This is a genomic window from Alcanivorax hongdengensis A-11-3, assembly GCF_000300995.1.
Classification (GTDB): Bacteria; Pseudomonadota; Gammaproteobacteria; order Pseudomonadales; family Alcanivoracaceae; genus Alcanivorax; species Alcanivorax hongdengensis.
This window is the reverse complement of record NZ_AMRJ01000025.1, coordinates 21096-46273: the sequence shown is the minus strand read 5'-3', so window position 1 is coordinate 46273 and position 25178 is coordinate 21096. Positions and strand designations below refer to the sequence as shown.

Sequence of the window (25178 nt, the reverse complement as noted above, 5' to 3'; positions counted from 1 at the left end):
CCCTCTGGCTCCCCCTCATTGAGGGGGAGGAACTGGGCTCCCTCCCCCGCCAAGGGGAGGGTTGGGGTGGGGTCGGGTGTTTGAGCGGCCGGGGTGGCCACCCCCTCTAACTCCCCCTCATTGAGGGGGAGGACTTGGACTCCGTCCCCTGCCAAGGGGAGGGTTGGGGTGGGGTTGGGTGTTTGAGTGGCCGGGGTGGCCACCCCCTCTGGCTCCCCCTCATTGAGGGAGAGGACTTGGCTCCTTCCCCTGCCAAGGGGAGGGTTAGAGTCAGGCCTCTTTGGGAACCGGCTTGATGGTGCTCCAGCGCTTGCAGCTGGGGCAGCGCCATTGCATCAGCGGGGTTTCAAAGCCGCAGCGGCGGCATTTGTAGAGGGTCTTGTCGTTGAGCAGCTGCTCGGAGAGCTGCTTGAGCATGCCCAGGTGTTCGCGGGTTTCCCCTTCCGCGGTGCCGGCCAGGCTCATGTCGATGATACGGTTGAGACCACGCACGGAGGGGTTGGCCTTCATGTAATCACTGATGAAGTCCGCGGCTTCCTTGTCGCCATAGCGCTGTTTGAGCGCTTCGGAGAGCAGCAGGATGCGGCTGGTGCTGGGCTTTTCGGCACTGACGTCGGCCAGCATCTGGATGAAGTCGCCTTCCCGTTCTTCCGCCTGGTAACACTCGCGCAATTTGTCGAGTACCTCGTCGAAGAAATCGCTGTCCTGGTTCCAGATGCGCTGGTAAGCCTCGATGGCCGCCGGCCAGTGCTGTTCGCGCATTTCCAGCTGACCTTCCAGCACGCTGGCGCGCACGCAGTTTTCATCAAAATTGAGTGCCCGGCGAACCATGCGGCGGGCCGGGTTGATGTCGCCGTCGCGCAGCTGGCTTTCGGCCTGCTCGCAGCAGTACTGGGCAACGATGGGCGCCAGGTTGGGGCGTGGTTTGATCAGGCGCTCACCCATGTTGATGGCACTGGTCCAGTCGCGCTCCTGCTCGTAGAGGCTCATGAGCTGGAAGGTGACTTCTTCCTTCGCCTGGCAATCCTGATCGAGCATTTCCAGCAGGACCTGTTCGGCCAGGTCGAAAATGCCGCTGGCCAGGTAGTCCTGGGCCAGCTCCAGCTGGATTTCCTCCTGCTGGGTACGGGTAAATTCACCATGCTCTAGCAGGTGGGTGTGCAGTTGGGCGGCGCGGTCGAATTCACCGCGCTTGCGGAACAGCTTGCCCAGTGCCAGGTGGGTATCGAGCCCCTCTTCGCTCACATCCAGCCCCTTTAGCAGGGCCTCGATGCCCTTGTCGGGCTCTTCGTTGAGGAAGAAGTTGATGCCGGCCACGTAGTCCCGCGACAGGGACGCCATGCGACGGCGCTGGCGGCGTTTGCTTTCACGACGGCCGAGGAAGAAACCGGCACCAATGGCGACAAAGAAGAAGGGAATCAGCCAAAGGGATTCGTTCATGCAAAGAGGCCCTTGAGACCGCGCCAACCGAGGCCGGCCAGCAGACCGAGAAACAGGCCGATGGCCAGTACGCCAACCACCAGCACGCCCAGTGACACCTGCCACTGCCAGTCATAGAGCAGCATATCCAGCACCACCAGGTCGCGGTTGCTGGTCACGAAGATGAATGCCAGGAAGAAGATGGCCGCCAACACCAGCAGCACCAGTATCCGGTACAGGTTTCGCATGGCTCAGTCCTTTTTGTTTACTGCTTCGGGCTCCCGGTGAGCCATCAACCGGCTTCGACCCGGGTATCCTTGTTGTCAGCGTCACCCTCGCCTTCATAGAGCGCTTCGTTGACGCGCTCGCGCAGCTCTTTGCCGGGCTTGAAGTGGGGAACGTGTTTACCGTGCAGCTCGACGCTGGCACCGGTCTTGGGATTGCGACCCACGCGCGGGGCGCGGAAATGGAGGGAGAAACTACCGAAGCCACGGATTTCGATGCGGCCCCCGTTGGCCAGTGAATCGGCCATCTGCTCGATCAGGGTTTTTACCGCCAGCTCCACGTCCTTGGGCGACAGTTGCGACTGCCGGGTAGCGATACGATCGATCAGTTCAGATTTGGTCAACGCCATTACAGCTTGCTCCCTGGGCTCCCTGCCCAGCGGGGCCGGCTTGCGCCGGCCCCCGGGAGGAGCCGTTTATGACTCGTTACTGTTTTCCATCTGCTGCTTGATCAGGTCACCAATGGTTTTCGGTGCATTGGCGTCTTGCTGATCCTGCAGGCTGTCCAGCGCTTCGCGCTCTTCGGCCTGATCCTTCGCCTTGATGGACAGACTCAGTACGCGGTTCTTGCGGTCAATGTTGGTGATCTTGGCTTCCACCTCGTCACCTTCCTTCAGAACCTCGGACGCATCGTTCACCCGATCACGGCTGATTTCGCTGGCACGCAGGGTGCCTTCCACGTTCTCGGCCAGCTCGATGGTGGCTGCTTTGGCGTCAACCGCCTTCACCACACCCTTGACGATAGTGCCCTTGTCGTTAGCTGCAACATACTGAGCAAACGGATCATCTGTCAACTGCTTGATACCCAAGGAAATTCTCTCGCGCTCTGCATCGATGGAGAGAACCACGGTTTCCAGCTCGTCGCCCTTGTTGAAGTTGCGCACGGCATCTTCGCCCTGCTCTTCCCAGGAGATGTCGGACAGGTGCACCAGACCGTCGATACCGCCTTCCAGGCCAATGAAGATACCGAAGTCAGTGATGGACTTGATCTTGCCGGAAATACGGTCGCCTTTCTGGTATTTCTGCTCGAAGGCATCCCACGGGTTGGCCATGCACTGCTTGATGCCCAGGGAGATACGACGACGGTCTTCGTCGATGTCCAGGATCATCACTTCCACTTCGTCGCCGATCTCTACAACCTTGGACGGGTGGATGTTCTTGTTGGTCCAGTCCATTTCGGAAACGTGAACCAGGCCTTCCACACCTTCTTCGATCTCGGCGAAACAGCCGTAGTCGGTCAGGTTGGTGACCTTGGCTTTCACGCGGGCACCTTCCGGGTATTTGCCCACGATGTCGTGCCACGGATCTTCGCCCAGTTGCTTGAGACCCAGGGAAACACGCATTTTCTCGCGGTCGAACTTGAGAACCTTGACGTCGATTTCCTGGCCCACTTCGACGATTTCGCTCGGATGCTTGATGCGCTTCCAGGCCATGTCGGTGATGTGCAGCAGGCCGTCGATGCCGCCCAGGTCCACGAAGGCACCGTAGTCGGTCAGGTTCTTCACGATACCCTTGACTTCCATGCCTTCCTGCAGGGATTCGAGCAGCTGCTCACGCTCGGCGCTGTGCTCGGCTTCCATCACCGCACGACGGGAAACCACCACGTTGTTGCGCTTGGGATCGAGTTTGATGACCTTGAAGTCCAGGTCCTTGCCTTCCAGGTGAGCGACGTCGCGCACCGGACGGATGTCTACCAGGGAGCCCGGCAGGAACGCACGGATCGGACCGATATCGACAGTGAAGCCACCCTTCACCTTGCCGGAAATCTGACCTTTCACGATCTCGTCTTTGTCGAAAGCTTCTTCCAGCTCACCCCAGACTTCGGCGCGCTTGGCTTTTTCACGGGACAGGCGAGTGAAGCCCATGCCATCGTCGATGGCGTCTACGGCTACATCCACTTCATCGCCTTCGGCGATTTCCAGTTCACCTGCCTCGTTGATGAATTCGTCACGGGCAATGATGCCTTCGGACTTCAGGCCCGCGTTAACGGTTACCCAGTCGCTGTCGATGGCAACGATGGTGCCCTTGATGATGGACCCACGGGCAACGTCCAGGTCCTTGAGGCTTTCTTCAAAAAGATCAGCAAAAGATTCAGTCATAATTCACTCGGGTTTTCACATGCCAACCAGCAGACATGGGTTAGTCAAAAAATGAGACCCGCCCTCCCCCAGCTGGCTTACTTTTTCAGGGTTGAGCAGATCGGCCGCTTTTACACAGAATCAATCAGATGGTGTGTGCCACCGTCAGGCCAGTTGGCGAGCGGCGGCCTCATCAAGAATCCGGTCAACCACGTCATCAACCGTCAGGGTCGTGGAGTCGATCACCACGGCATCGTCTGCCGGGCGCAGCGGCGCCACATCACGGTTCATGTCACGGTCATCCCGGGTGCGGATGTCCTCGACGAGGGTCGCGAGGGTAGCACCAAAGCCCTTTTGCTTCAACTGCTCAAAGCGCCGTCTGGCGCGCTCTTCAGCGCTGGCGGTCAGGTAAATCTTGAGGGGGGCGTCGGTGAATACCACGGTGCCCATGTCACGGCCGTCGGCGACCAGCCCGGGGGCCTCGGCAAAGGCCCGCTGGCGGGCCAGCAGGGCATCGCGCACCGGCTGCAATACCGCCACCTGGCTGGCCAGCTCACCGACGCTTTCCTGACGGATGATGTTGGACACATCCTCGCCGTTGAGAATCACGGCGGTATCGCCCTGCTGCTCCACGAAACGCACCGGCAGGGCCCGGGCCAGGGCCACCAGCTTTGCCTCGTCATCCAGCGCAACCCCTTGATTTCGCGCGTGATAACCCAGCACGCGGTAAAGCGCGCCGGAATCCAGCAGGTGCCAACCCATGCGGGTCGCCACCAAACGCGCCACGGTACCTTTACCGGAGGAAACCGGCCCGTCGATGGTCAGAACGGCGGTTTCGCTCATGCTTCCTCCAGGTTCAGGCCGGCATGGGTCGCCAGGCCGGCAAAGCCGGGGAAGCTGGTGGCCACGTTGGCGCAGTCGTGAATGATGATGGGGCCTTTGGCACGCAGGGCGGCCATGGCAAAGCTCATGGCGATGCGGTGATCGCCGTGGGACTGGATCTCGCCACCGCCGAATTCGCCGCCGGTGATGCGGATACCGTCCTCGAACACTTCGTGGTCCACGCCCAGGGCCGCCAGGCCGTCGGCCATGACCTGGATGCGGTCGGATTCCTTCACACGCAGCTCTTCGGCGCCACGCAGCACGGTGTCACCTTCGGCACAGGCGGCGGCGATGAAAATGGCCGGAAACTCGTCGATGGCCAGCGGCACCAGCGACTCGGGAATCTCGATACCCTTCAGTGGCGCCGCTTTCACGACGATGTCCGCCACCGGCTCGCCACCGGCATCACGCTGATTTTCCAGGCGAATATCGGCGCCCATCAGCTTGAGAATGTCGATCACGCCGGTGCGGGTGGGGTTGATGCCCACGTGCGGCAGGGTCACCTCGCTGCCGGGGGCAATGGACGCCCCCACCAGAAAGAAGGCCGCCGAGGAGATATCCGCCGGCACTTCCAGTTTGCCGGCGGTGAGGGTACCGCCGCCGGTCACGGCACTGGTGGCGCCGTCACGGCGCACCGAATAGCCGAAACCGCCCAGCATGCGTTCGGTATGGTCACGGGTGGGCGCCGGTTCGGTGACCGAGGTCTCGCCATCGGCATAGAGCCCGGCCAGCAGCACCGCGGATTTCACCTGGGCGGAGGCCATCGGCAGATCATAGTGAATGCCCTTGAGCGACTGGCCACCGCGGATACGCACCGGCGGGCGGCCTTCGTTGCCGGTGGTGATCTGGGCGCCCATGTCGCGCAGGGGCTTGGCCACCCGCTCCATGGGACGTTTGGACAGGGAGGCGTCGCCGGTGAGCTCCACATCAAAGGCCTGGCCGGCCAGCAGGCCGGTGAGCAGGCGCATGGAGGTGCCGGAGTTGCCCATGTAGAGCGGTTTGCCCGGCGCCTTGAGGCCATGCAGGCCAACGCCGTGGATGGTCACCTGGCCATTGTGCGGGCCCTCGATGACCACGCCCATGTCGCGGAACGCCTGCAGCGTCGCCAGGGCATCTTCCCCTTCCAGAAAACCTTCCACCCGGGTCACGCCCTCGGCCAGGGAGCCGAGCATGATGGAACGGTGGGACATGGATTTGTCGCCGGGCACCCGCAGCCGACCGGCCAGCTGGCCACCCGGCGCCACGGTGTAGGTGGGGTTGGCATTGCCCTTGTGAATGGCGCTGTCTGTCATGATTGTGTCGTCACCTGAATGTTGGGCGCGGGTATAGGAGGTGCGCCCGTTCATGGCCAAAAAATGCGCCCGTGCCGTGTTGGCGCGGGTCATGATGCCCATCAGGGCATCGGAATCCTCTTGCTCTACCGCCTGGCGGAAGCGTTCGATACCGTCGCTGAACAGCCCCAGAGCCTGCAGCAGCGCGGCCTTGTTTTCGCGGAAGATGTCATGCCACATCACCGGATCGGAGCTGGCGATGCGGGTGAAGTCCCGAAAACCGCCGGCAGCATAGCGGAAGATTTCCGTGGAGTCGCCCTGCCGGGCCAGGGTATCCACCAGCGAGAAGGCCAGCAGATGCGGCAGGTGGCTGGTTTCCGCCAGCACCTGGTCGTGGTAATCCGGCGCCATTTGCAGCACTTCCGCGCCCATGGCCGTCCAGATGGCCCGCACCCGGGCGGTGGCCGCCGGGTCGGTTTCTGTGGTGGGCGTCAGAATGACGCGATGATCGCGATAAAGATCCGCATCGGCGGCGGTGACACCGCTCTTTTCCTTGCCGGCAATGGGGTGGCCCGGCACAAAACGGGAGGCGTGGCTGCCCAGGGCCTCGCGGGCGGCATCGATCACCCGGCCCTTGACGCTGCCACCGTCGGTAATGATGGCGCCCGGCGCCAGACCGGGCCGCAGGGCCGCCAGCACCGCGCCCATGGCGGACACCGGCGTGGAGACGAACACCAGATCAGCGCCCTGCACGGCTTTTGCCAGATCCTGGCTGCCATCATCGACCACGCCCAGGGCAATGCCCTGCTCCAGGGTACGCGCCGAGCGCGAGCCGGCCACCACGGAGGCGGCCAGGTTGTGTTTTTTGGCGGCGGCGGCAAAAGAGCCGCCGATCAGGCCCAGGCCGATGACGGCGATGCGGTTGAAGCGAGGTTCAGGCATAAGGACGCCCCCCCATCCCCCACACTACCGCAGGAGCGACGCTCGAGTCGCGAAGATCTCTGGCAACGTCCATCGCAAGCAAGGTTCGCGACTCTAGCGTCGCTCCTACGGGGAGTGTCATTCGGGGGTTGTGGCTACCCATCCGCCAGCACCTTTTTCAGGGCGATCAGGAAGCGTTCGTTCTCGCGGCTGGTGCCGACGGTGACGCGCAGATGGTTGGGCATGCCGTAGCCACCCAGGGGACGTACGATCACCGCTTCGCGCAGCAGGGCCTCATAGACGCCCTGGGCCGGGCGGCCGCAGTCGAAGGCGATGAAATTGGCCACCGAGGGAATCTGCTCCAGGCCCAGCTGGTCCAGGCCTTCGGCGATCTGCACCAGGCCGGTGGTGTTCTCGCTGCGGGAGTTTTCCAGGTGATCATTGTCGCCCAGGGCCGCCTCGGCGGCGCGCAACGCCAGGGTGTTGACGTTGAACGGCTGGCGAATGCGGTTGAGCACATCGGCAATCTGCGGGCTGGAGATGCCGTAGCCCACGCGCAGGCCGGCCAGGCCGTGGATCTTGGAGAAAGTCCGCGTGACCACCAGATTCGGGTATTTTTGCAGGCGATCAATGCCGTTCGGGTAGTGGCTTTCTTCCACGTACTCGAAGTAGGCCTCGTCCAGCACCACGATCACCCGCTCGGGCACCCGCGACAGGAATTCATCCAGCGCGTGGGCATTGAACCAGGTGCCGGTGGGGTTGTTGGGGTTGGCCACGAAGATCACCCGGGTATTGTCGGTGACCGCATCCGCCATGGCCGCCAGATCATGGCCATAGAGGTTGGAAGGCACCATCACCGGTTTGGCGCTGCAGGCCAGGGTCACCAGCGGATAGATGGCAAAGCCGTACTCGGAAAAAATGGCTTCGTCGCCGGGTTGCAGGTAGGCCCGTGCCACCAGGTCGAGAATATCGTTGGAGCCATTGCCCAGCGTCAGCTGGTCGGTGGCCACATTGAGGCTGTCCGCCAGCGCCGCCTTCAGCCCGAAACCGGCGCCATCCGGGTACAGGTGCAGGTCGCCGAGGCCGTGGCGCAGCACGTCCAGCGCCTTGTGGCTGGGCCCCAGCGGGTTTTCGTTGCTGGCCAGCTTGACGATATCGGTGAGGCCAAGCTCACGCTCCAGCTCGTCGATGGGTTTGCCCGGCTCATAGGGCTTGAGCTGCTGAATGCCGTCGTTGGCCAGTTTGATGTAGTCGCAGGTCATGGTGTGAGCTCCCTTTGCCCCGGGTTGCCAACCCTGGCCACCGGGGTTATCTGATCGAGGTCAGACGTCTGAAGTCGGACGTCTGACGCAGAAACCGCAACGCGTCCGACGTCAGACCTCCGACGTCAGACCTGGATTTTATAGAACAGCCTTGGGGTAGGACCCCAGCAGCTTGATGCTGTTACCGGCGTTTTCCAGGGTTTCCAGCACCGTTTCCAGCTTGCCGTCTTCCTTGTGGCCTTCGCAGTCGACGAAGAACACATAACTCCAGTTGGCGGTGCGTGACGGGCGCGATTCCAGGCGGGTCAGGTTGATACCCTGGTCGCGGAACGGCGCCAGCACCTCGAACAGCAGGCCCGGGCGGTTCTTGCCACTGACCATCAGGCTGGTCTTGTCGTTGCCGGAGGCCGGGGTGTCCTGCTTGCCGATGATCAGAAAGCGCGTGGTGTTGTCCGGGCGGTCTTCGATGTTGCGCTGCACCGCCTGCAGGCCGTAGAGCTCTTCGGCCATTTCCCCGGCGATGGCCAGGGCATTCCATTCGTCTTTCAACCGCCGGGCCGCTTCCGCATTGGAGCTGACGGCGATGCGCTCCACGCCGGGCATGTGGGCATCCAGCCACTGGCGGCACTGGGCCAGGGTCTGCTGGTGGGAGTAGACCCGGGTGACCTTGTCACGCTGGGTGTGCTCGCCGGCCAGCAGGTGGTGGTGAATACGCAACTCCACTTCCCCGCAGATCTTCAGCTCCGAGGTCATGAAGGTATCCAGGGTGTGGTTGACCACCCCTTCGGTGGAGTTCTCCACCGGCACCACGCCATAATTGGCGGCGCCGGATTCCACCTCGCGGAACACCTCGTCAATGGCACCCAGTGGCACGGTTTCCACCGCGTGGCCAAAATGCTTGAGGGCGGCCTGCTGGGTGAAGGTGCCTTCCGGGCCCAGGAACGCCACTTTCATGCGCTGCTCTAGCGCCAGGCAGGCACTCATGATCTCGCGGAAGAAGCGCGCCATGGTCTCGCCGTCCAGCGGCCCCTGGTTGCGCTCCTTGACCCGGCGCAGCACCTGGGCTTCGCGCTCGGGGCGGTAGAACACCGGGTTCGGGTCGGTGGCCAGTTTCACTTCCGCCACCTGGTGCGCCAGGGCGGCCCGTTGATTGAGCAGCTCCTGGAGGGTTTCGTCCAGGGCGTCGATCTTCTGGCGCAGGCTTTCCAGTGATTCGGTCATGGTGCCCCTCAGCCGTTACGTTTTTCGAAGTCCGCCATGAAGGCGATCAGCGCATCCACCGCCGCTTCCGGTACCGCATTGTAGATGCTGGCGCGCATGCCGCCGACGCTGCGGTGGCCCTTCAGGTTGAGCAGGCCAGCCTGCTCCGCCTGGGCCAGGAAGGCCTTGTCCAGGCTGTCATCGGCCAGCACAAAGGGCACGTTCATCCAGCTGCGGCTGATTTTTTCCACCGGGTTGCTGTAGAAATCGCTGTTATCAATAAAACCATACAGCTTTTCGGCCTTGCGCTGGTTGATTTGTGCCATGGACCCCACGCCGCCCTGCTTCTTGAGCCACTGGAACACCAGGCCCGCCAGGTACCAGGCATAGGTGGGCGGGGTGTTGTACATGCTGTCGTTGTCGGCATGGATCTGGTAGTTGAGCATGGCCGGCACACTGTCGGCGGCGCGGCCGAGCAGGTCCTTGCGCACGATCACCAGGGTCAGGCCGGCCGGGCCGATGTTCTTCTGGGCACCGGCGTAGATCAGGCCGAAGCGGTTCACATCCACCGGCCGGGACAGAATGGTGGAGCTCATGTCCGCCACCAGCGGGGTGTCTCCCACCTCCGGGATGAAGCTGTATTCCAGCCCGCCGATGGTCTCGTTGGGGCAGTAATGCAGGTAGGCGGCGTTGTCGGAGCGCTGCCAGGTGTCCTGGGGCGGGACGGTGGTGAAGTGAGTGTCTTCACTGCTGGCAGCCACGTTGATACGCCCGTAGCGGCCGGCTTCCTTGATCGCCTTCTTGGACCATTGCCCGGTGTTGATGTAGTCGGCGCTCTGCCCTTCGCCCAGCAGGTTCATGGGCACCATGGCGAACTGGGTGGACGCCCCGCCCTGCAGAAACAGCACGGCATAGTCGTCGCTGATGCCCATCAGGTCACGCAGGTCCTGCTCGGCGCGGGCGGCAAGCTCCACGAACACCTGGTCCCGGTGGCTCATTTCCATGATCGACAGGCCTTTACCCTGATAGTCGAGCATTTCCTGCTGAGCCTGTTCCAGAACCGCCGTCGGCAGCGCCGCCGGCCCTGCGCAGAAGTTATAGGCGCGGGACATCAATTTTTCTCCGTTCAGACAAAACCGTTTAATCAAAGAAGCCCGGTGGTACCGGGCTCGGGTTATGGTTTTTGCGTCGGACGTCCGACGTCTGACGTCCGACGCTTTAAAACCAGGGTCAATCTTCTGCGTCGTCGCTGGCGTCGGACTCCGGTGCTTGCGGGGAAGCTTCCCCTTCAATCACCTCACCCTCTTCGCCTTCCAGTTCCTCGTCGTCCTCGGCGCCTTCCACTTCCAGTTCCGGAATGGTGGCCAGGCCGCAGAGTTTCTCGTCTTCGCCCAGGCGAATCAGGCGCACGCCCTGGGTGTTACGGCCGGAGGTGCTGATCTGGTCCACCCCGGTGCGCACCAGGGTGCCCTGGTTGGAGATCAGCATGATGTCCTCGTCGCCGAACACCTGGGTGGCACCGACCAGCTCGCCGTTACGGTCGTTGACCACCATGGCGATCACGCCCTGGCCCCCCCGGCCCTTGGTCGGGTATTCGGTGAGCGGGGTGCGCTTGCCGTAGCCGTGTTCGGAGGCGGTCAGGATCTGGCCCTCTTCCTCCGGCACGATCAGGGAAATCACATCCACGCCGTCGGCCAGCTTGATGCCCCGTACACCCCGAGCCAGGCGGCTCATGACACGGACCTTGGACTGGTGGAAACGCACAGCCTTGCCGTTGCGCGCCACCAGCATCACGTCTTCGTGGCCCTGGGTGATGGCCACGTTCACCAGGTGCTCGCCTTCCTGCAGTTTCACGGCGATCAGGCCGGAGCTGCGCGGGCGGGCAAAGTTGGCCAGCTGAGTTCGCTTGACGATACCGCTGGAGGTGGCCATGAAGATGAACGGGCCGGGCACGCTGTCGGTGACCACTTCGGCGTCATCGCCCTCGGCGCTGTCGTCCAGCACCTCTTCGGCCTCGACCACGGTATCGTCTTCGTCTTCCGCCTCGGCGGCGTCCGCTTTCTGCTGGCGTACCATGTCCGCATCAAGACGCAGGATGGCGGTAATGCGCTCGTCATTCCCCAGCGCCGGCAGCAGGTTCACAATGGGTTTGCCGCGGGACGCCCGGCCGCCCTGGGGCAGCTCGAAGGTACGCAGCCAGAACACCTTGCCGGCGTCGGTGAACAACAGCAGGGTGTCGTGGGTACCGGCCACCAGCAGGTGCTCCACGTAATCCTCGTCTTTCAGCTGGCCGGCGGACTTGCCGCGCCCGCCACGCTTTTGCGCCCGGTAGGTATCGATGGGCTGCATCTTGGCGTAACCGCCGTTGGACAGGGTCACCACCACGGTCTCTTCGGCGATCAGGTCTTCCATGCTCAGATCCAGGCGCGAGGCCACGATCTCGGAGCGGCGCTCGTCGCCATATTCTTCGCGGATGGCGGTGAGCTCGTCGCGGATCACCTGCATCAGACGCTGCGGGTCGGCCAGGATCAGCATCAGCTCGCGGATCTGCTCCAGCAGTTCCTGGTAATCGCTGATCAGCTTCTCGCGCTCCAGGCCGGTGAGCTTCTGCAGGCGCAGGTCGAGAATCGCCTGGGCCTGTTCCGGGCTCAGGTGGTAGAGGCCGTCGTGCAGGCCATACTGCTCGCCCAGGCCATCCGGGCGGGCCGCGTTCTCGCCACCAGCGCGCTCCAACATCTGCAGCACGTCACCGGGCGCCCAGCCCTTGGCCAGCAGTTTTTCCTTCGCTTCGGCGCCGCTGGGCGAGCTCTTGATCAGCTCGATCACCGGATCGATGTTGCTCAGGGCCACCGCCAGGCCTTCCAGCAGGTGGGCCTTTTCGCGCGCCTTGCGCAGTTCATAGATGGTACGGCGGGTCACCACTTCACGGCGGTGACGGATGAAGGCATCCAGCAGCTCGCGCAGGTTGAGGGTCTTGGGCTGACCGTCCACCAGGGCCACGGTATTGATACCGAATACGCTCTCCATCTGCGTCTGCTGATAGAGGTTGTTGAGCACCACTTCCGCATTCTCGCCCTTGCGCAGCTCGATGACGATGCGCATGCCGTCTTTGTCGGACTCGTCGCGCAGCTCGGTGATGCCTTCGATCTTCTTGTCTTTCACCAGCTCGGCGATCTTCTCGATCAGCCGCGCCTTGTTCACCTGATAGGGAATCTCGGTGACGATGATGGCTTCTTTGCCGCTCTTGTCGGTCTGCTCGATCTCGGCGCGGGCGCGCATGTAGACGCGGCCACGGCCGGTACGGTAGGCCTGCACGATGCCGGCACGGCCATTGATGATGCCGGCGGTGGGGAAATCCGGGCCCTTGATGTATTCCATCAGGTCGTCCGGGGTCAGGCTGTCATCGTCAATCAGCGCCAGGCAGCCATCCACCACCTCGCCCAGGTTATGGGGCGGAATATTGGTGGCCATGCCCACGGCAATCCCGGAGGAGCCGTTGACCAGCAGGTTGGGCACCCGGGTGGGCATAACATCGGGAATCTTTTCCGTGCCGTCGTAGTTGTCGACGAAATCCACGGTTTCCTTGTCCAGATCGGCCAGCAGCTCGTGGGCGATCTTGGCCATGCGCACCTCGGTGTAACGCATGGCTGCCGCGGAGTCACCGTCGATGGAACCGAAGTTCCCCTGCCCGTCCACCAGCATGTAACGCAGGGAGAAAGGCTGCGCCATCCGCACGATGGTGTCATATACCGCCGAGTCACCGTGGGGGTGGTATTTACCGATCACGTCACCGACCACACGGGCCGACTTCTTGTAGGGCTTGTTCCAGTCGTTGTTCAACTCGTGCATGGCGAACAGCACGCGCCGGTGCACCGGCTTGAGGCCGTCACGGACATCTGGCAATGCACGGCCAACGATTACGCTCATGGCGTAATCCAGGTACGACTGTTTGAGCTCGTCCTCAATATTGACCGGGGTAACTTCTCTGGCGAGATCCGTCATAGCGATCCTTATTATCCCCTCTGCCGCCCGTCAGGGGCGCACAGGCTGACTCCGTTGGTTCCGTAAGCTTTTGCGGAAAAGCCCCGGATGATAGCACAGCTGGCGCCCCTGGGCGCCATAGTCACGCAACAGGATGGCCAGCGGGGCCGCCAGACACAAAACCCGCCCGGCAACGGCGGCAAGCGGGGGCCTGACGCGCTATACTGCGGCGCGAAATTGTGCCAACTGCCGCCCCGCGGCCATAAGGAGCTGTGCATGAGCGACAATCAGGCTGACCTGATCGTCCACGCCCGCTGGATCGCCCCGGTCACCCCGGATAGCGGCGTTCTGGAGAATCATTCCCTGGTCGTCATCGACGGCCGGATTGCCGATATCCTGCCCACGCCGCTGGCGCGGGAAAAGTGGCAGGCGGATGACCCGCAGACCCTGGACAGCCATCTGCTGATCCCCGGTCTGGTCAATGCCCACACCCATGCGGCCATGAACCTGCTGCGCGGCATTGCCGATGACCTGCCGCTGATGACCTGGCTGGAAAAGCACATCTGGCCGGCGGAAGGTCAGTTTGTCAGCGACAGCTTTGTCTACGACGGCACCTTGCTGGCAGCAGCGGAGATGATCCGCTCCGGCACCACCACCTTCGCCGACATGTATTTCTTCCCGGCCAGCGCCGCCAGGGCCACGGTGGAGGCGGGCCTGCGCGCCAGCCTGTTCTGCCCGGTGCTGGATTTCCCCACGCCCATGGGCGGCGGGCCGGAGGATTATCTGCGCCTGGCCACCGATGCCATGGACCAGTGGCGCCACGAGCCACGCATCCAGATCGGCTTTGGCCCCCATGCGCCCTACACGGTGTCCGACGAGCCGCTGGAAAAGGTGCTGACGCTGGCCGAAGAACTGGACGTGCCGGTGATGATGCACGTGCATGAAACCGCCGGCGAAATCCAGATGGCGGTGGGCAACACCGGCGAGCGACCGCTCACCCGGCTGAAAGAGCTGGGCCTGCTGAGCCCGCGACTGCTGGCGGTACACATGACCCAGCTCACCGACGACGAAATCGCCCTGGTGGCCGAGACCGGCACCCAGGTAGTGCACTGCCCGGAGTCCAACCTGAAACTGGCCAGCGGCTTTGCGCCCATCGAGAAACTGCGTCAGGCCGGCGTCAATGTGGCACTGGGCACGGACGGCGCCGCCAGCAACAACGACCTGGACATGATCGGCGAGGCGCGCACCGCCGCTTTCTTGGCCAAGGGCGTGAGCCTGCAGGCAGATGCCCTGCCCGCCGCCGAGGTGCTGAAAATGGCCACCCTCAATGGTGCCGTGGCCCTGGGCCGCGACAGCGAGATCGGTTCACTGGAAATTGGCAAACAGGCAGATATGGTGGCAGTGGATCTGAACCGCATCGAAACCCAGCCGGTCTATGATCCGGTGGCCCAGCTGGTCTATGCCGCCAGCCGCGACCAGGTCACCCACAGCTGGGTGGCCGGCCGCTGCCTGCTGGCCAACCGCCAGCTCACTACCCTTAACGAAGCCCTGCTGCTCAAGAATGCCCAGCAGTGGCAACAACAGATTGCCGGAGCCGAGCAACGTGACTGACACCAACGCGCAACCGGCCGTGCCCAATGTGGACGCGGCGGAAATCGCCAAATTCAATGCCCTGGCCGAGCAGTGGTGGGACCCGAACTCCCAGTTCCGCCCGCTGCACGACATCAACCCGCTGCGCCTCAACTATATTGACGAGCGCGTCAGCCTGCCGGGCAAGAAAGTCATCGATATCGGCTGCGGCGGCGGCCTGCTTTCCGAAGGCATGGCCCGGCGTGGCGCCGAAGTCACCGGCATCGACATGGGCGAGGCGCCGCTGGCGGTGGCCCGTATCCACGCCGAACAGGCCGGGGTGGCGGTGGAATACCTGCAGACCCCGGCGGAACAGATCGCCGAACAGCGCGCCGGTCAGTACGACGTGGTGACCTGCCTGGAAATGCTGGAGCACGTGCCGGACCCGTCTTCGGTGATCCGCGCCTGCGCGGCGCTGGTGAAGCCCGGCGGCCATGTGTTCTTCAGCACCATCAATCGCAATCCCAAGGCGTTCATGTTCGCCATCGTCGGCGCCGAATACATCCTGCGGCTGCTGCCACGGGGCACCCACGAATACGCCAAGTTGATTCGCCCCTCGGAGCTGGCCGGCTGGGCCCGTGATGCGGCCCTGGACGTGCAGGACACCACCGGCATGGTCTACAACCCGTTGACCCAGGTGTACAAGCTCAACCGGGATGTGTCGGTCAATTACCTGATGTATGCCCGCAAGGGGGACTAACACTTCCCCCCCCTTTTTTGCAGGAGCTTGCCTGCAAGCGATTTCATTATTGCCAACGGGTTTTCGCTTGCAGGCAAGCTCCTACAGCGGCGTTTAAGAGAGGCATTATGGAAAAGCTTGAAGCGGTGTATTTCGATCTGGACGGTACCCTGATCGACACCGCCCCGGATTTCTACACGGTGCTCAACGCCCTGCTCGTCAAGCACGGTCGCCCGGCGGTGAGTTATTCCGCCGTGCGGGCCAATGTGTCCAACGGCGCCCGCGCCCTCACCGAGCTGGGCTTTGGCGTAGGCCCGGACGATGCCGCCTTCCCGGCCCTGCTGGAGGAACTGCTGGCGGCCTACCAGGCGCACCTGGCGGTGGACACCTGCCTGTTTCCCGGCATGGCCGAGGCACTGGACTGGCTGGACCATCAGGGATTGCCCTGGGGCATTGTCACCAACAAACCCGAGCGCTTTACCCTGCCGATTCTGGCAGGGCTGAACCTGCACGAACGGGTCGGGGCGGTGCTTTGCCCGGACCATGTGAAACAGCGCAAGCCGGACCCGGAGGGCCTGCTGATCGCCGCCAACCGGGATCGGGTCGCCCCCGGGCATTGTCTCTACGTGGGCGATCATCTGCGCGACATCCAGGCTGGCCAGAATGCCGGCATGGCCACGGCGGTGGCCGCCTTCGGTTATATCGATGCGGATGACGACCCCCACGGCTGGCAGGCCAATTATTATCTGCAGGCAGGCCACGACCTGTTGCCATTGCTGCAAACACTCCGCGGCTAAAGGGCGGAGGCCACAAGCCAAGCCAGAACAGCCGGCGTGGCGCATAGCGAACAATCTCCGCCATCAACGTGACAACGGCGGAGATGGGCATTCGCCCATTTCCGCCCTACGAAAGCGATACACCCAGGATGCACCATGACTGACTTTCAAAACGACGCGCTGCACTACCAGTGCCCCGAAGACACCTTCACGGACCGCATTATTCTGGTCACCGGTGCCGGCGCCGGTATCGGCCGGGCCGCCGCGCTGGCCCTGGCCGCCCACGGCGCCACGGTGATTCTGCTGGGGCGCACCCAGTCCAAGCTGGAAGCGGTGTATGACGAGATCAAGGCCGCCGGCGGGCCGGAGCCGGCGCTGGCACCGGTCAACATGGCGGTGGCCCGCCCCGAGGATTACCGGGAACTGGCTGCCCTGTTCGAGCGGGAATTCGGCCGACTGGACGGCATTTTGCACAACGCCTCGGTGCTCGGTGACATCACGCCGCTGGCGCGTTACGACGCCGGCACCTGGGATACGGTCATGCAGGTCAACGTCAACAGCGCCTTTTACCTGACCCAGGCCATGCTGCCGCTGCTGCAGGCCAGCGAGGATGCCGCAGTGCTGTTCACCTCGTCCAGCGTGGGCCGCAAGGGCCGGGCTTTCTGGGGCGCCTATGCGGTGTCCAAGGCGGCCACGGAAAACCTGGCCCAGACGCTGGCCGAGGAGCTGGAAAACACCAGCGCCATCCGCGTCAACACCATCAACCCGGGGGCCACCCGCACGGACATGCGCGCCAGCGCCTACCCGGGGGAAGACCCGATGACGCTGAAAACGCCGCAGCAGATCCTGCCGCCCTACCTGTATCTGCTGGGCCCTGCCAGCCGGGGCGTTACCGGCCAGTCCCTGGACGCCCAGCCCAAATAACCCTGTGCCGGAGCGTCTGCCAGGCGGCGGGCGCTTACAGGCTCTTGCAATGATTGACCCTTTTGCCGGGGGTTGCCGAAATACGGTCATGCCCGGCGCCAGGGTTCTGCTACATTCTTTCCCGGCATGCTACTTGTAGTATCGATAACAACAATGCCTGGAGCCTGACATGCGATTCCCTCCCCTTCTGGTTCTGCTGCTGTCGCTGTGCTGCACCCTGGCCGGTGCCGGCGAGCTGACCGACCAGCAGAAACAAAAGCTGCAACAAGCCCTGCCCGGTGTGACCCTCACCGACAGTCTGGTCAGCCAGCTGGAAGATGTCTTCTATTCCCACGACATGCCGGTACGTACCCGTCTGGGCGCCATCAGCAAGATGGTAGGGCTGGACCAGATGCCCATCGAGAGCGCGCTCAAACGCACCATCTGCATCTGGGATATCGCCGGGCGCAACGGGCCGGTGTATGGCGCCGCCATGGAGCAACGGGCGCTGGCCACCGAATACGGTATCGATCTGGAAATGGTGCCCTACACCAACGAAACGGTGATGGTGGAAGCCTTCAAGGCCGGTCGTTGTGACGCCGCCCTGATGAGCGGCCTGCGCGCCCGCCAGTTCAACCTTTACACCGGCACCGTGGATGCCATCGGCGCCATGCCCGACGACAAACACATGCATACCCTGTTGCAGGTGCTGGCCAACCCCAAACAGGCCGGCCATATGGTGCAGGGCGAATATGTGGTGATGGGTGTCTTCCCCGCCGGCGCCGCGCACATCTTCGTCAACGACCGCTCCATCAGCTCCCTGGCCAAGGCCGCCGGCCACCGGGTGGCGGTACTCGACTACGACAAGACCCAGGCGGAAATGGTCGCCGCCATGGGCGCCACGCCGGTGACCACCGATATCGTCTCGGCACCCAACAAGTTCAACAACGGCCAGATCGATATTCTGCCGGCACCGCTGGTGGGCTATGAACTGCTGGAACTCTACAAGGGCATGACCCCCGATGGCGGCATCGTCGATTACCCGCTGACCCAGCTGTCCATGCAGCTGGTGGGTCGGCTGGACAAGTTTCCCAATGCGGTGGCACAAATGATTCGCGAAGCCTCCCTGGAGGCCTATCCCAAAGTGATGGCACGGCTGCACCAGGAAACCAAGCGCATTCCCGATCACTGGTGGATTCACATCCCCGACAAGGACAAGCAGCAGTACGAAGTGATGATGCAGGATGCCCGTGACGCCCTGTCCGAGCGCGGTTACTACAGCAGTGACATGCTCAGCCTGCAACGCAAGATCCGCTGTAAATATAACGCCAGCCGCTCGGAATGCAGTCGCGTGCAGTAAGCGTTTTTTCACACCCGGGAGCCCCGGCCGGGGCTCTCGTACAATTGTCATACAGGCGGTAAAACTTCGCGCCGCATCAGCGTGTTATAAGCAAACTGAATTTCTTTTAGGGAACTCTCATGTTGCTTGCACGTTACCTGCGAATTGGTCTGCTGGCGGCCCTGGTGGTACTGCCCACCCTCGCCAGCGCACTGACGCTCTCACCAGAACAACAAAAGCAATTACAGGCGGCCCGCAAGGAAATGGGCCTGGGTGCCAATGACATGCTCAAACGCCATGTCTGCCTGTGGGATCTGTCCGGCCGGTCCGGGCCGATATACCAGGGTGCCTCCAACCTGCGCGTGGACCTGTTGCAATACAAGATCGACATTTCACTGGAAGCCTTCACCAACGAAAGCGTGCTGGTGGATGCGCTGAAAAGCGGCCAGTGTGATGCGGCGCTGATGAGTGGTTTCCGCGCGCGGCAGTTCAACCGCTTCACCGGCACCATTGATGCCATCGGTGCCCTGCCCACGCTGGAGCACATGCGCCTGCTGCTGCAGACCATGGCACTGCCGCAGATGCACAAGTACATGGTCAACGGCAAGTACGAAACCCTGGCGGTGACCCCGGCCGGCGCGGCCTACCTGTTCGTTAACGACCGCAGTATCAACTCGCTGCCCAACGCCACCGGCAAAAAAGTCGCGGTGCTGGATTTCGACCCGGGCCAGTCCAGACTGGTAACCCGTGTGGGCGCCACCCCGGTGTCCACCAACCTGGCCAGCGCCCCCAACCAGTTCAACAACGGCACGGTGGATGTGCTACCCGCACCGCTGATTGCCTACCAGGTACTGGAGCTCTATAAAGGCATGACCCCCAATGGCGGCATTGTCGATTACCCCATCGTGCAGCTGACCGCCCAGTTGATCGGCATTACCGATCGTTTCCCGCCGGCGCTGGCCACGGTGATTCGCGAAGTGGCATCGGACAGCTTTACCAGCATCAACAACGGCCTGCAGCGTGAAGCCAAGCGCATTCCCGAACACTGGTGGATTCAGATCCCCGCCAGGGAAAAGCGCCAGTACGAGGCGCTCATGCATGACGCCCGCCATCGGCTGGGCAAAAGCGGCTACTACGACCCGGACATGCTGCGCATCATGCAGCGCATCCGCTGCAAACTGGACCCGGCACGGCCGGAGTGCAGCAGTGCCGAGTAAGGCGTTGACGCCACATTGACAGCATCGCCGGCGGGGGTGGCTTTCTGGCCAGCCCCAAAGGCCCCCAATACCTGTAAGAATGGCCGGCACCATAACAAAGGTTCCGGAGGTCATTCCCGTGACAGTTCGCCAACTGTTTTCCCTTGCCCTGCTTGTGCTCACCCCCCTTGTCAGCATGGCAGACAACGCCCTCAACCTGACTCCGGCCCAGCAGAAAGAGCTGGCCAGCTTTGCCCCCGGCGTGGAACTGACCCCGGAACTGGCAGACAAGCTGCGCGCCATTGCCTATGACCAGAACCGCAGCCTGGACGAGCGGATTGCCGCCATGCAGAAAGTGGCCGGCTTCACCCCCGGCAAACCGCTGCGCCGCAAAATCTGCATCTGGGATATTGCCGGCCGGGCCGGGCCGGTGTTCAAGGCCGCCGAAGACCAGAAAGCCCGTCTGCTGACCTATGGCGTGGACCTTGATGTGGTGCCCTACACCAGCGAAAGCGTGGTGGCGGAAGATCTCAAGGCCGGCATCTGTGATGCGGCCCTGATCAGCGGCCTGCGCGCACGCCTGTTCAACCGTTATACCGGCACCATCGACGCCATCGGCGGCCTGCCCAGCAGGCAGCACATGCATATCCTGCTGAAAGTCCTGGCCAACCCGAAATCCGCTTACCGCATGGTCAGCGGTGAATATGTCATCCTCGGCATCGCCCCGGCCGGCGGCGCCTATGTATTCGTCAATGACCGCACCATCGACACCCTGGCCAATGCCGCCGGCAAGAAGGTCGCGGTGCTGGATTACGACCCCACCCAAGCGGAAATGGTCTCCCAGATCGGTGCCACCCCGGTGGCCTCGGATATCGTCTCCGCGCCCAACAAGTTCAACAACGGTGTGGTGGATGTGCTGGCCGCGCCGCTGGTGGCCTATGAGGTACTGGAACTGTACAAGGGCATGAGCCCTGACGGCGGCATCATCAACTATCCGCTGGCCCAGATTTCCATGCAGTTGATCGGCCGCAAGGACAAGTTCCCCAACGAGGTGGCCCAGCTGGTGCGCGAGGAGTTCTACAACAGCTACGACCGCATCATGCAACGCCTGGACGAGGAGGCCGCCAAGGTGCCGGATCACTGGTGGATCGAAATCCCGCCCCAGGACAAGAAGGAATACGAGACCATGATGCAGCAGGCGCGCCTGACCCTGCGCGGCAAGGGCTACTACGACGCCGACATGCTGACCCTGGAGCGCAAGATCCGCTGCAAGCTGGACCCCAAACGCGCCGAGTGTGCCAACCCGGTGGAATAACACCGCCCTCGGCGCAAAACAAAAACGCCCGCATCAGCGCAATGCTGTTCACTTTAGATGTTAAGCCCCTCTCCCCTTGCGGGAGAGGGGTTGGGGGGAGGGGGGACGTGACAGCCAGATCAATGGTAAGTCATTGAAATTTGCCCCCACCCTCTCCCTGTCCCTCTCCCACAAGGGGAGAGGGAACCTGCCTGAAAGGGTTTAGCCAGATTTGCACCTTCAGTGCAGCAGGCCACCGGGCGTGTCGTCAGCGATACCGAACATGTCCACGCGGCTGTCGCTGAACATGTCCATCTCCGGCGCCAGTACCTGCACATAGCGATCGAAATAAAGGAATTGCTTGAGCAGCAGGGCAAACTCGCGGGGGAAACGAATGCCGTGGTTCTCGCCGATCTTGACCAGATCCATCAGCAGGCGGTTCACTTCCTTGTCATTGCGATCCGCCTGCACCAGCGAGGACGGGTCCACATTGACCAGCGACCCCTGCAGCTGCTCGATATCCCGGGCCAGTGCATTGACGTCCACTTCCTCACGGGTCATGCCGATCACGGCCATGGCTTCCGCCATCTGGCGGATATCGCCGCGACCGATGGCATCAAAAAACTGCGCCATACCATCCCAGGCTTCCCGGCGAATCCGGCCGACGATGCCGAAGTCGATAAAACCGATACGGCCGTCTTCCAATAACATCAAATTGCCAGCATGCACATCGGCGTGGAAGAAATCGCACAGCATCAGGCTGGAGAACCAGGTATTGAGCGCCGTGATCAGGGTCTCCGCCGGATCATCGGTATACTTTCTCAGTACATTCATATCCGTGAGCGGCACCCCGAAGAAACGCTCCATGGTCAACACCCGGGTGGTGGTGTGGGACATGACCGGAGTGGGCGCCACCGCCCGGCTATTGCCGGTATTTTCCAGGAAGGCATTGAATTCGGTCAGATTGTTGGCTTCCTTGATGAAGTCGCACTCTTCCAGCATGCCCGCCTGGAGCTCTTCGATGACCCCGGAAATGGCGGACTTGGATAGACCCGGCGCCAACCGCTCGGTAATGCGGGCGGCAAAATAGAGAAAGTTGAAGTCGGTGAGCAGCACATTGCGCACGCCCGGGCGCTGCACCTTGATCACCACATCCTGGCCATTTTTCAGTTTCGCCGCGTGTACCTGCGCAATGGACGCACTGGCCAATGGTTTGGGATCCACGCTTTGATACAAGCTTTCAAGGGGCTGGCCCAGCTCCGCTTCGATGGTCTCGCGGATATAGTGGAACGGCAGCGCCGGGGTGCGGTCCAGACAGCGCTGAAATTCCTGCACGTACTCCTCCGGAAAAATGGAGGGCGAGCTGGCGATAAACTGCCCCAGCTTGATGTAGGTGGTGCCCAGGGACTCGAAGGTCGTGCGCAACAGGGCCGGCATCGGCGGACGGTCACCCAACAGCCAGGACAGCCCCTGGCGACCCAGCACGCCCACGGTCTCCATGATGCGGGCGCCGCCACGAAGTGTATTGAGCGCCAGCGCCGTACCACTGCGTTCGCTGGCCAACCATGCACGCATATCCTTGATGTCGCTTTGATTGCTCATAATAAAGTCGTATCAATTGTGAAAAGTCGGCGGGATTGTGGAATAGAGTCATGATATAGCAAATTTAGCATTTGTAATTGCTTACCGGCTTTTTTGTAATTGGCGCTTGTGCCAATACACGGACTTACGTAACTTTGACCGCGCTGTGAGAACAATAACAAGGAGCTACCGATGCGTTCTCTTTCGATCAAGAAATGGCTACAACAAACCCGCTGGGCTGCCCTGGCAGGTGCTTTGATTGCTCTTCAGGGTTGTGGTGTTATCTACAAAACCACAGGTGATGTACTGATCAGCTACGGTCGCTCCGAGATGCTGCCGTACATGATGGCCTATGACGACGTGCGTATGGCCTGTATCACCGGTGAAGCCCAGACTCCCCTGCTGATGTCCTTCGAGCGGGTGGGTTCCAACCCGAACAAACTCGGCACCATGGTATTCACCACCGCTGCCGCCTGTGCCGATCAGCTGGCACTGGAATCCGAACTGCGTTACATGCGTGCCGTCAAGGGCGGTAACGTGAATGAAGCCCAGGATGCCCGTATCGAGCAGAAGCGCTGGGCCGCCCTGGCCGCCGAGCGTCAGCTGGAAGCCTACAACCGTATGGTGTCCGAATACGGCGAAATGAAGGAAGGCGAGTGCCCGAAACTGAAGACCGACTTTGACGAGATGGTCTGGCTGGTGGGCAACATTTCCGGTGTGCAGTCACTGATGAATGATGGCGCCGCCGATGGCCAGGTGGGCGTGCCCCGCGACATCGCCGCCAAGGTCGAGCGCAACATGAAGTGCCTGGACAACGAAAAGTGGTGGGGCGTGCCGCGCGGAACCCGTGCCGCCGTCTGGAACCTGCTGCCGATGCTGGCCCCGCCGAATGCGGATGCCTGGGCCGAGCTGGAGAAATCCACCAAGATCGGCTTTGACAAGGGTGTTCGCCTGAGCAGCGCCCTGTACGCCATGAGCGCCTACAGCAAGGGCGATGACCAGCGTCTGCGCAAATCCATCCGTGACTTCGCCGCCAACGACAAGGACCTGGACCCGAACTATCAGCTGCTCGACACCATCGCCGGCAGCATCATCCAGGGCATTTCCGACCGCGAGTGGACCGAAAACACCGGCAAACGTACCCCGATTGGTGGCCTCGGCACCTTCTGGGATGACAAAGCCAAGTCCGCCCCGACCGTCGACATCAACGACCTGCTTTAACCTTTTGGGGGCGGTGGCAACACCGCCCCCTTATTTTGTATTAGTTCAAGAAGTAACCAGGAGACCAGCATGCGCTATTTCAAGGCGTTGACCGCAGCCGCAGCCACCGTGCTCGCACTCACCGTGAGCCCCGCCCAGGCCGCAGAAAAACGAACCATGTGTGTGTTTGACATCATCGGTGCCAACGGTGATATCTACAACATCATGAAGGATTACAAGACCGCCGCCCTCGGCTGGGGCGTGGACCTGACCCTGAAGCCCTATACCGACGAGAAGATCGCCGCGGAAGACTTCAAGGCCGGTCAGTGTGACGCCGCCGTACTCACCGGTATCCGTGCTCGCCAGTTCAACAACTACACCGGCAGCCTGGATTCCATTGGCGCCATCCCCACCTACGACGCCATGCGCACCGTCGTGACCGTGCTGTCCAGCGGTAACCCGGCCATCAACAAGCATCTGATCTCCGGCCCCTACGAAGTGGGTGGCGTGGCCCCCATGGGTGCGGCCTACCTGTTCGTGAAAGACCGCACCATCGACACCGTCGGTGAGCTGTCCGGTCACTCCATCGCGGTACTGGAATATGACAGCGCCCAGGCCAGCATGGCCTCCCGCGTGGGTATGTCTCCGGTGATGTCCGACATCACCAACTTCTCCAGCCGTTTCAACAACGGCTCCGTGGATATCTGCTTCGCGCCCATCGCCGCCTACTCCGCCCTGGAACTGTACAAGGGCATGAAGCCGGACGGCGGCATCGTCAACTATGTGCTCGGCCAGCTCACCGCCCAGGTGATCCTGCGCAAGGACAAGTTCCCGGATGGCTTCGGCCAGAGCTCACGCAAGTACATGCTCGGCCAGTTCGACCGTGCCATGACCGTGATCAACAACGCCGATGCCGAAGTGAACAAGAAGTGGTGGATCCAGATTCCGGAAGCGGACAAGCTGCGCTACGACGAAATGATGCGCGAATCCCGTATCGACCTGACCAACAAGGGCGTCTACAGCAAGGACATGATGACCCTGCTGCGCAAGGTGCGTTGCAAGCTCAACGCGTCCCGGGCGGAATGTGTCAACCCGACCGAGTGACAATATCTTCCTGAATAGCGGGGCCTTATGGCCCCGTTTTTGTCTCTAACTTGTTATTTACTGTTGTCTGACGTCGTCAGGCGGTAGGCAAGGTATTTACACTGCCATAGAATGCGAGGGTCAGGTGCGCAGGGATACTGTCACGCACCCGCGTCATGCACGACGCCCCCACAGACTAT

20 protein-coding genes are annotated in these 25178 nt (G+C 62.1%); 9 read left to right on the top strand and 11 right to left on the bottom strand.

Features of this window, described 5'->3' with window-relative positions:
* Window positions 1-270: 270 nt before the first annotated feature.
* The 10 genes from lapB to gyrA all read right to left on the bottom strand — a co-directional run bounded on the left by lapB (window position 271) and on the right by gyrA (window position 13319).
* A complete protein-coding gene (lapB, locus tag A11A3_RS13610; protein ID WP_008929894.1) occupies window positions 271-1440 on the bottom strand; it encodes a lipopolysaccharide assembly protein LapB in 1170 nt (389 codons plus the stop codon).
* Window positions 1437-1667 carry a lipopolysaccharide assembly protein LapA domain-containing protein gene (locus tag A11A3_RS13605; protein ID WP_008929893.1) on the bottom strand — a complete coding sequence of 77 codons (231 nt, stop codon included), beginning with the start codon at window positions 1665-1667 and terminating at the stop codon, window positions 1437-1439. The genes lapB and A11A3_RS13605 overlap by 4 nt, the downstream gene beginning before the upstream one ends.
* 44 nt (window positions 1668-1711) lie before the next feature.
* Complete coding sequence (ihfB, locus tag A11A3_RS13600; protein WP_051011831.1) at window positions 1712-2047, bottom strand: integration host factor subunit beta; 336 nt, start codon at window positions 2045-2047, stop codon at window positions 1712-1714.
* Between the two features lie 72 nt (window positions 2048-2119).
* Window positions 2120-3802 (bottom strand): 30S ribosomal protein S1, encoded by a 1683-nt coding sequence (rpsA, locus tag A11A3_RS13595; protein WP_008929891.1) that lies wholly within the window; start codon window positions 3800-3802, stop codon window positions 2120-2122.
* A 144-nt stretch (window positions 3803-3946) separates the two neighbouring features.
* The gene (cmk, locus tag A11A3_RS13590) at window positions 3947-4624 is read right to left on the bottom strand and encodes a (d)CMP kinase (protein ID WP_008929890.1); all 678 of its coding nucleotides are present in this window, start codon (window positions 4622-4624) and stop codon (window positions 3947-3949) included.
* Window positions 4621-6876: a bifunctional prephenate dehydrogenase/3-phosphoshikimate 1-carboxyvinyltransferase gene (locus tag A11A3_RS13585; protein ID WP_008929889.1), complete on the bottom strand. Its 2256-nt coding sequence runs from the start codon at window positions 6874-6876 to the stop codon at window positions 4621-4623. The genes cmk and A11A3_RS13585 overlap by 4 nt, the downstream gene beginning before the upstream one ends.
* A 134-nt stretch (window positions 6877-7010) precedes the next feature.
* Window positions 7011-8117, bottom strand: a complete 1107-nt coding sequence (gene hisC / locus A11A3_RS13580; protein WP_008929888.1) for a histidinol-phosphate transaminase — start codon at window positions 8115-8117, stop codon at window positions 7011-7013.
* Between the two features lie 138 nt (window positions 8118-8255).
* Window positions 8256-9338 (bottom strand): prephenate dehydratase, encoded by a 1083-nt coding sequence (pheA, locus tag A11A3_RS13575; RefSeq protein WP_008929887.1) that lies wholly within the window; start codon window positions 9336-9338, stop codon window positions 8256-8258.
* Window positions 9339-9346: 8 nt separating this feature from the next.
* Window positions 9347-10429, bottom strand: coding sequence for a 3-phosphoserine/phosphohydroxythreonine transaminase (serC, locus tag A11A3_RS13570; RefSeq protein WP_008929886.1), 1083 nt, complete (start codon window positions 10427-10429; stop codon window positions 9347-9349).
* Window positions 10430-10547: 118 nt separating this feature from the next.
* Window positions 10548-13319 carry a DNA gyrase subunit A gene (gyrA, locus tag A11A3_RS13565; RefSeq protein ID WP_008929885.1) on the bottom strand — a complete coding sequence of 924 codons (2772 nt, stop codon included), beginning with the start codon at window positions 13317-13319 and terminating at the stop codon, window positions 10548-10550.
* A 255-nt stretch (window positions 13320-13574) separates the two neighbouring features.
* On the opposite strand from gyrA, the gene A11A3_RS13560 reads away from it, so the two are divergent.
* The 7 genes from A11A3_RS13560 to A11A3_RS13530 all read left to right on the top strand — a co-directional run bounded on the left by A11A3_RS13560 (window position 13575) and on the right by A11A3_RS13530 (window position 21135).
* Window positions 13575-14909 carry a TRZ/ATZ family hydrolase gene (locus A11A3_RS13560; protein WP_008929884.1) on the top strand — a complete coding sequence of 445 codons (1335 nt, stop codon included), beginning with the start codon at window positions 13575-13577 and terminating at the stop codon, window positions 14907-14909.
* Window positions 14860-15627 (top strand): bifunctional 2-polyprenyl-6-hydroxyphenol methylase/3-demethylubiquinol 3-O-methyltransferase UbiG, encoded by a 768-nt coding sequence (gene ubiG, locus A11A3_RS13555; RefSeq protein ID WP_051011829.1) that lies wholly within the window; start codon window positions 14860-14862, stop codon window positions 15625-15627. The genes A11A3_RS13560 and ubiG overlap by 50 nt, the downstream gene beginning before the upstream one ends.
* Window positions 15628-15734: 107 nt before the next feature.
* Window positions 15735-16403: an HAD-IA family hydrolase gene (locus tag A11A3_RS13550; RefSeq protein WP_008929882.1), complete on the top strand. Its 669-nt coding sequence runs from the start codon at window positions 15735-15737 to the stop codon at window positions 16401-16403.
* Between the two features lie 135 nt (window positions 16404-16538).
* Complete coding sequence (locus A11A3_RS13545) at window positions 16539-17306, top strand: YciK family oxidoreductase (protein ID WP_008929881.1); 768 nt, start codon at window positions 16539-16541, stop codon at window positions 17304-17306.
* 169 nt (window positions 17307-17475) lie between these two features.
* On the top strand, window positions 17476-18645 hold the full coding sequence (locus tag A11A3_RS13540) for a putative solute-binding protein (protein WP_008929880.1): 1170 nt from the start codon (window positions 17476-17478) through the stop codon (window positions 18643-18645).
* 119 nt (window positions 18646-18764) lie between these two features.
* Window positions 18765-19841 (top strand): putative solute-binding protein, encoded by a 1077-nt coding sequence (locus tag A11A3_RS13535; RefSeq protein WP_008929879.1) that lies wholly within the window; start codon window positions 18765-18767, stop codon window positions 19839-19841.
* A 118-nt stretch (window positions 19842-19959) separates the two neighbouring features.
* Window positions 19960-21135, top strand: coding sequence for a putative solute-binding protein (locus A11A3_RS13530; protein ID WP_008929878.1), 1176 nt, complete (start codon window positions 19960-19962; stop codon window positions 21133-21135).
* Between the two features lie 219 nt (window positions 21136-21354).
* Here the strand turns inward: A11A3_RS13530 and A11A3_RS13525 are convergent, their stop codons facing one another.
* Window positions 21355-22716: an ABC1 kinase family protein gene (locus A11A3_RS13525; protein ID WP_008929877.1), complete on the bottom strand. Its 1362-nt coding sequence runs from the start codon at window positions 22714-22716 to the stop codon at window positions 21355-21357.
* Between the two features lie 171 nt (window positions 22717-22887).
* Between A11A3_RS13525 and A11A3_RS13520 the strand changes: the two genes are divergently transcribed.
* Together A11A3_RS13520 and A11A3_RS13515 are read left to right on the top strand one after the other, a co-directional pair.
* Window positions 22888-23916: a hypothetical protein gene (locus A11A3_RS13520; protein WP_008929876.1), complete on the top strand. Its 1029-nt coding sequence runs from the start codon at window positions 22888-22890 to the stop codon at window positions 23914-23916.
* Between the two features lie 69 nt (window positions 23917-23985).
* A complete protein-coding gene (locus A11A3_RS13515) occupies window positions 23986-24999 on the top strand; it encodes a putative solute-binding protein (protein WP_008929875.1) in 1014 nt (337 codons plus the stop codon).
* Window positions 25000-25178 lie beyond the last annotated feature (179 nt).

What these genes read in the sequence shown, in the direction of transcription:
- A11A3_RS13540 (WP_008929880.1), top strand. Translation starts at nt 17,476, where the DNA reads ATGCGATTCCCTCCCCTTCTGGTTCTGCTGCTGTCGCTGTGCTGCACC.
- cmk (WP_008929890.1), bottom strand. Translation starts at nt 4,624, where the DNA reads ATGAGCGAAACCGCCGTTCTGACCATCGACGGGCCGGTTTCCTCCGGT.
- A11A3_RS13515 (WP_008929875.1), top strand. Translation starts at nt 23,986, where the DNA reads ATGCGCTATTTCAAGGCGTTGACCGCAGCCGCAGCCACCGTGCTCGCA.
- pheA (WP_008929887.1), bottom strand. Translation starts at nt 9,338, where the DNA reads ATGACCGAATCACTGGAAAGCCTGCGCCAGAAGATCGACGCCCTGGAC.
- serC (WP_008929886.1), bottom strand. Translation starts at nt 10,429, where the DNA reads ATGTCCCGCGCCTATAACTTCTGCGCAGGGCCGGCGGCGCTGCCGACG.
- A11A3_RS13545 (WP_008929881.1), top strand. Translation starts at nt 16,539, where the DNA reads ATGACTGACTTTCAAAACGACGCGCTGCACTACCAGTGCCCCGAAGAC.
- A11A3_RS13520 (WP_008929876.1), top strand. Translation starts at nt 22,888, where the DNA reads ATGCGTTCTCTTTCGATCAAGAAATGGCTACAACAAACCCGCTGGGCT.
- A11A3_RS13605 (WP_008929893.1), bottom strand. Translation starts at nt 1,667, where the DNA reads ATGCGAAACCTGTACCGGATACTGGTGCTGCTGGTGTTGGCGGCCATC.
- ubiG (WP_051011829.1), top strand. Translation starts at nt 14,860, where the DNA reads ATGCCCAGCAGTGGCAACAACAGATTGCCGGAGCCGAGCAACGTGACT.
- gyrA (WP_008929885.1), bottom strand. Translation starts at nt 13,319, where the DNA reads ATGACGGATCTCGCCAGAGAAGTTACCCCGGTCAATATTGAGGACGAG.
- hisC (WP_008929888.1), bottom strand. Translation starts at nt 8,117, where the DNA reads ATGACCTGCGACTACATCAAACTGGCCAACGACGGCATTCAGCAGCTC.
- lapB (WP_008929894.1), bottom strand. Translation starts at nt 1,440, where the DNA reads ATGAACGAATCCCTTTGGCTGATTCCCTTCTTCTTTGTCGCCATTGGT.
- A11A3_RS13550 (WP_008929882.1), top strand. Translation starts at nt 15,735, where the DNA reads ATGGAAAAGCTTGAAGCGGTGTATTTCGATCTGGACGGTACCCTGATC.
- A11A3_RS13535 (WP_008929879.1), top strand. Translation starts at nt 18,765, where the DNA reads ATGTTGCTTGCACGTTACCTGCGAATTGGTCTGCTGGCGGCCCTGGTG.
- A11A3_RS13585 (WP_008929889.1), bottom strand. Translation starts at nt 6,876, where the DNA reads ATGCCTGAACCTCGCTTCAACCGCATCGCCGTCATCGGCCTGGGCCTG.
- A11A3_RS13525 (WP_008929877.1), bottom strand. Translation starts at nt 22,716, where the DNA reads ATGAGCAATCAAAGCGACATCAAGGATATGCGTGCATGGTTGGCCAGC.
- A11A3_RS13560 (WP_008929884.1), top strand. Translation starts at nt 13,575, where the DNA reads ATGAGCGACAATCAGGCTGACCTGATCGTCCACGCCCGCTGGATCGCC.
- rpsA (WP_008929891.1), bottom strand. Translation starts at nt 3,802, where the DNA reads ATGACTGAATCTTTTGCTGATCTTTTTGAAGAAAGCCTCAAGGACCTG.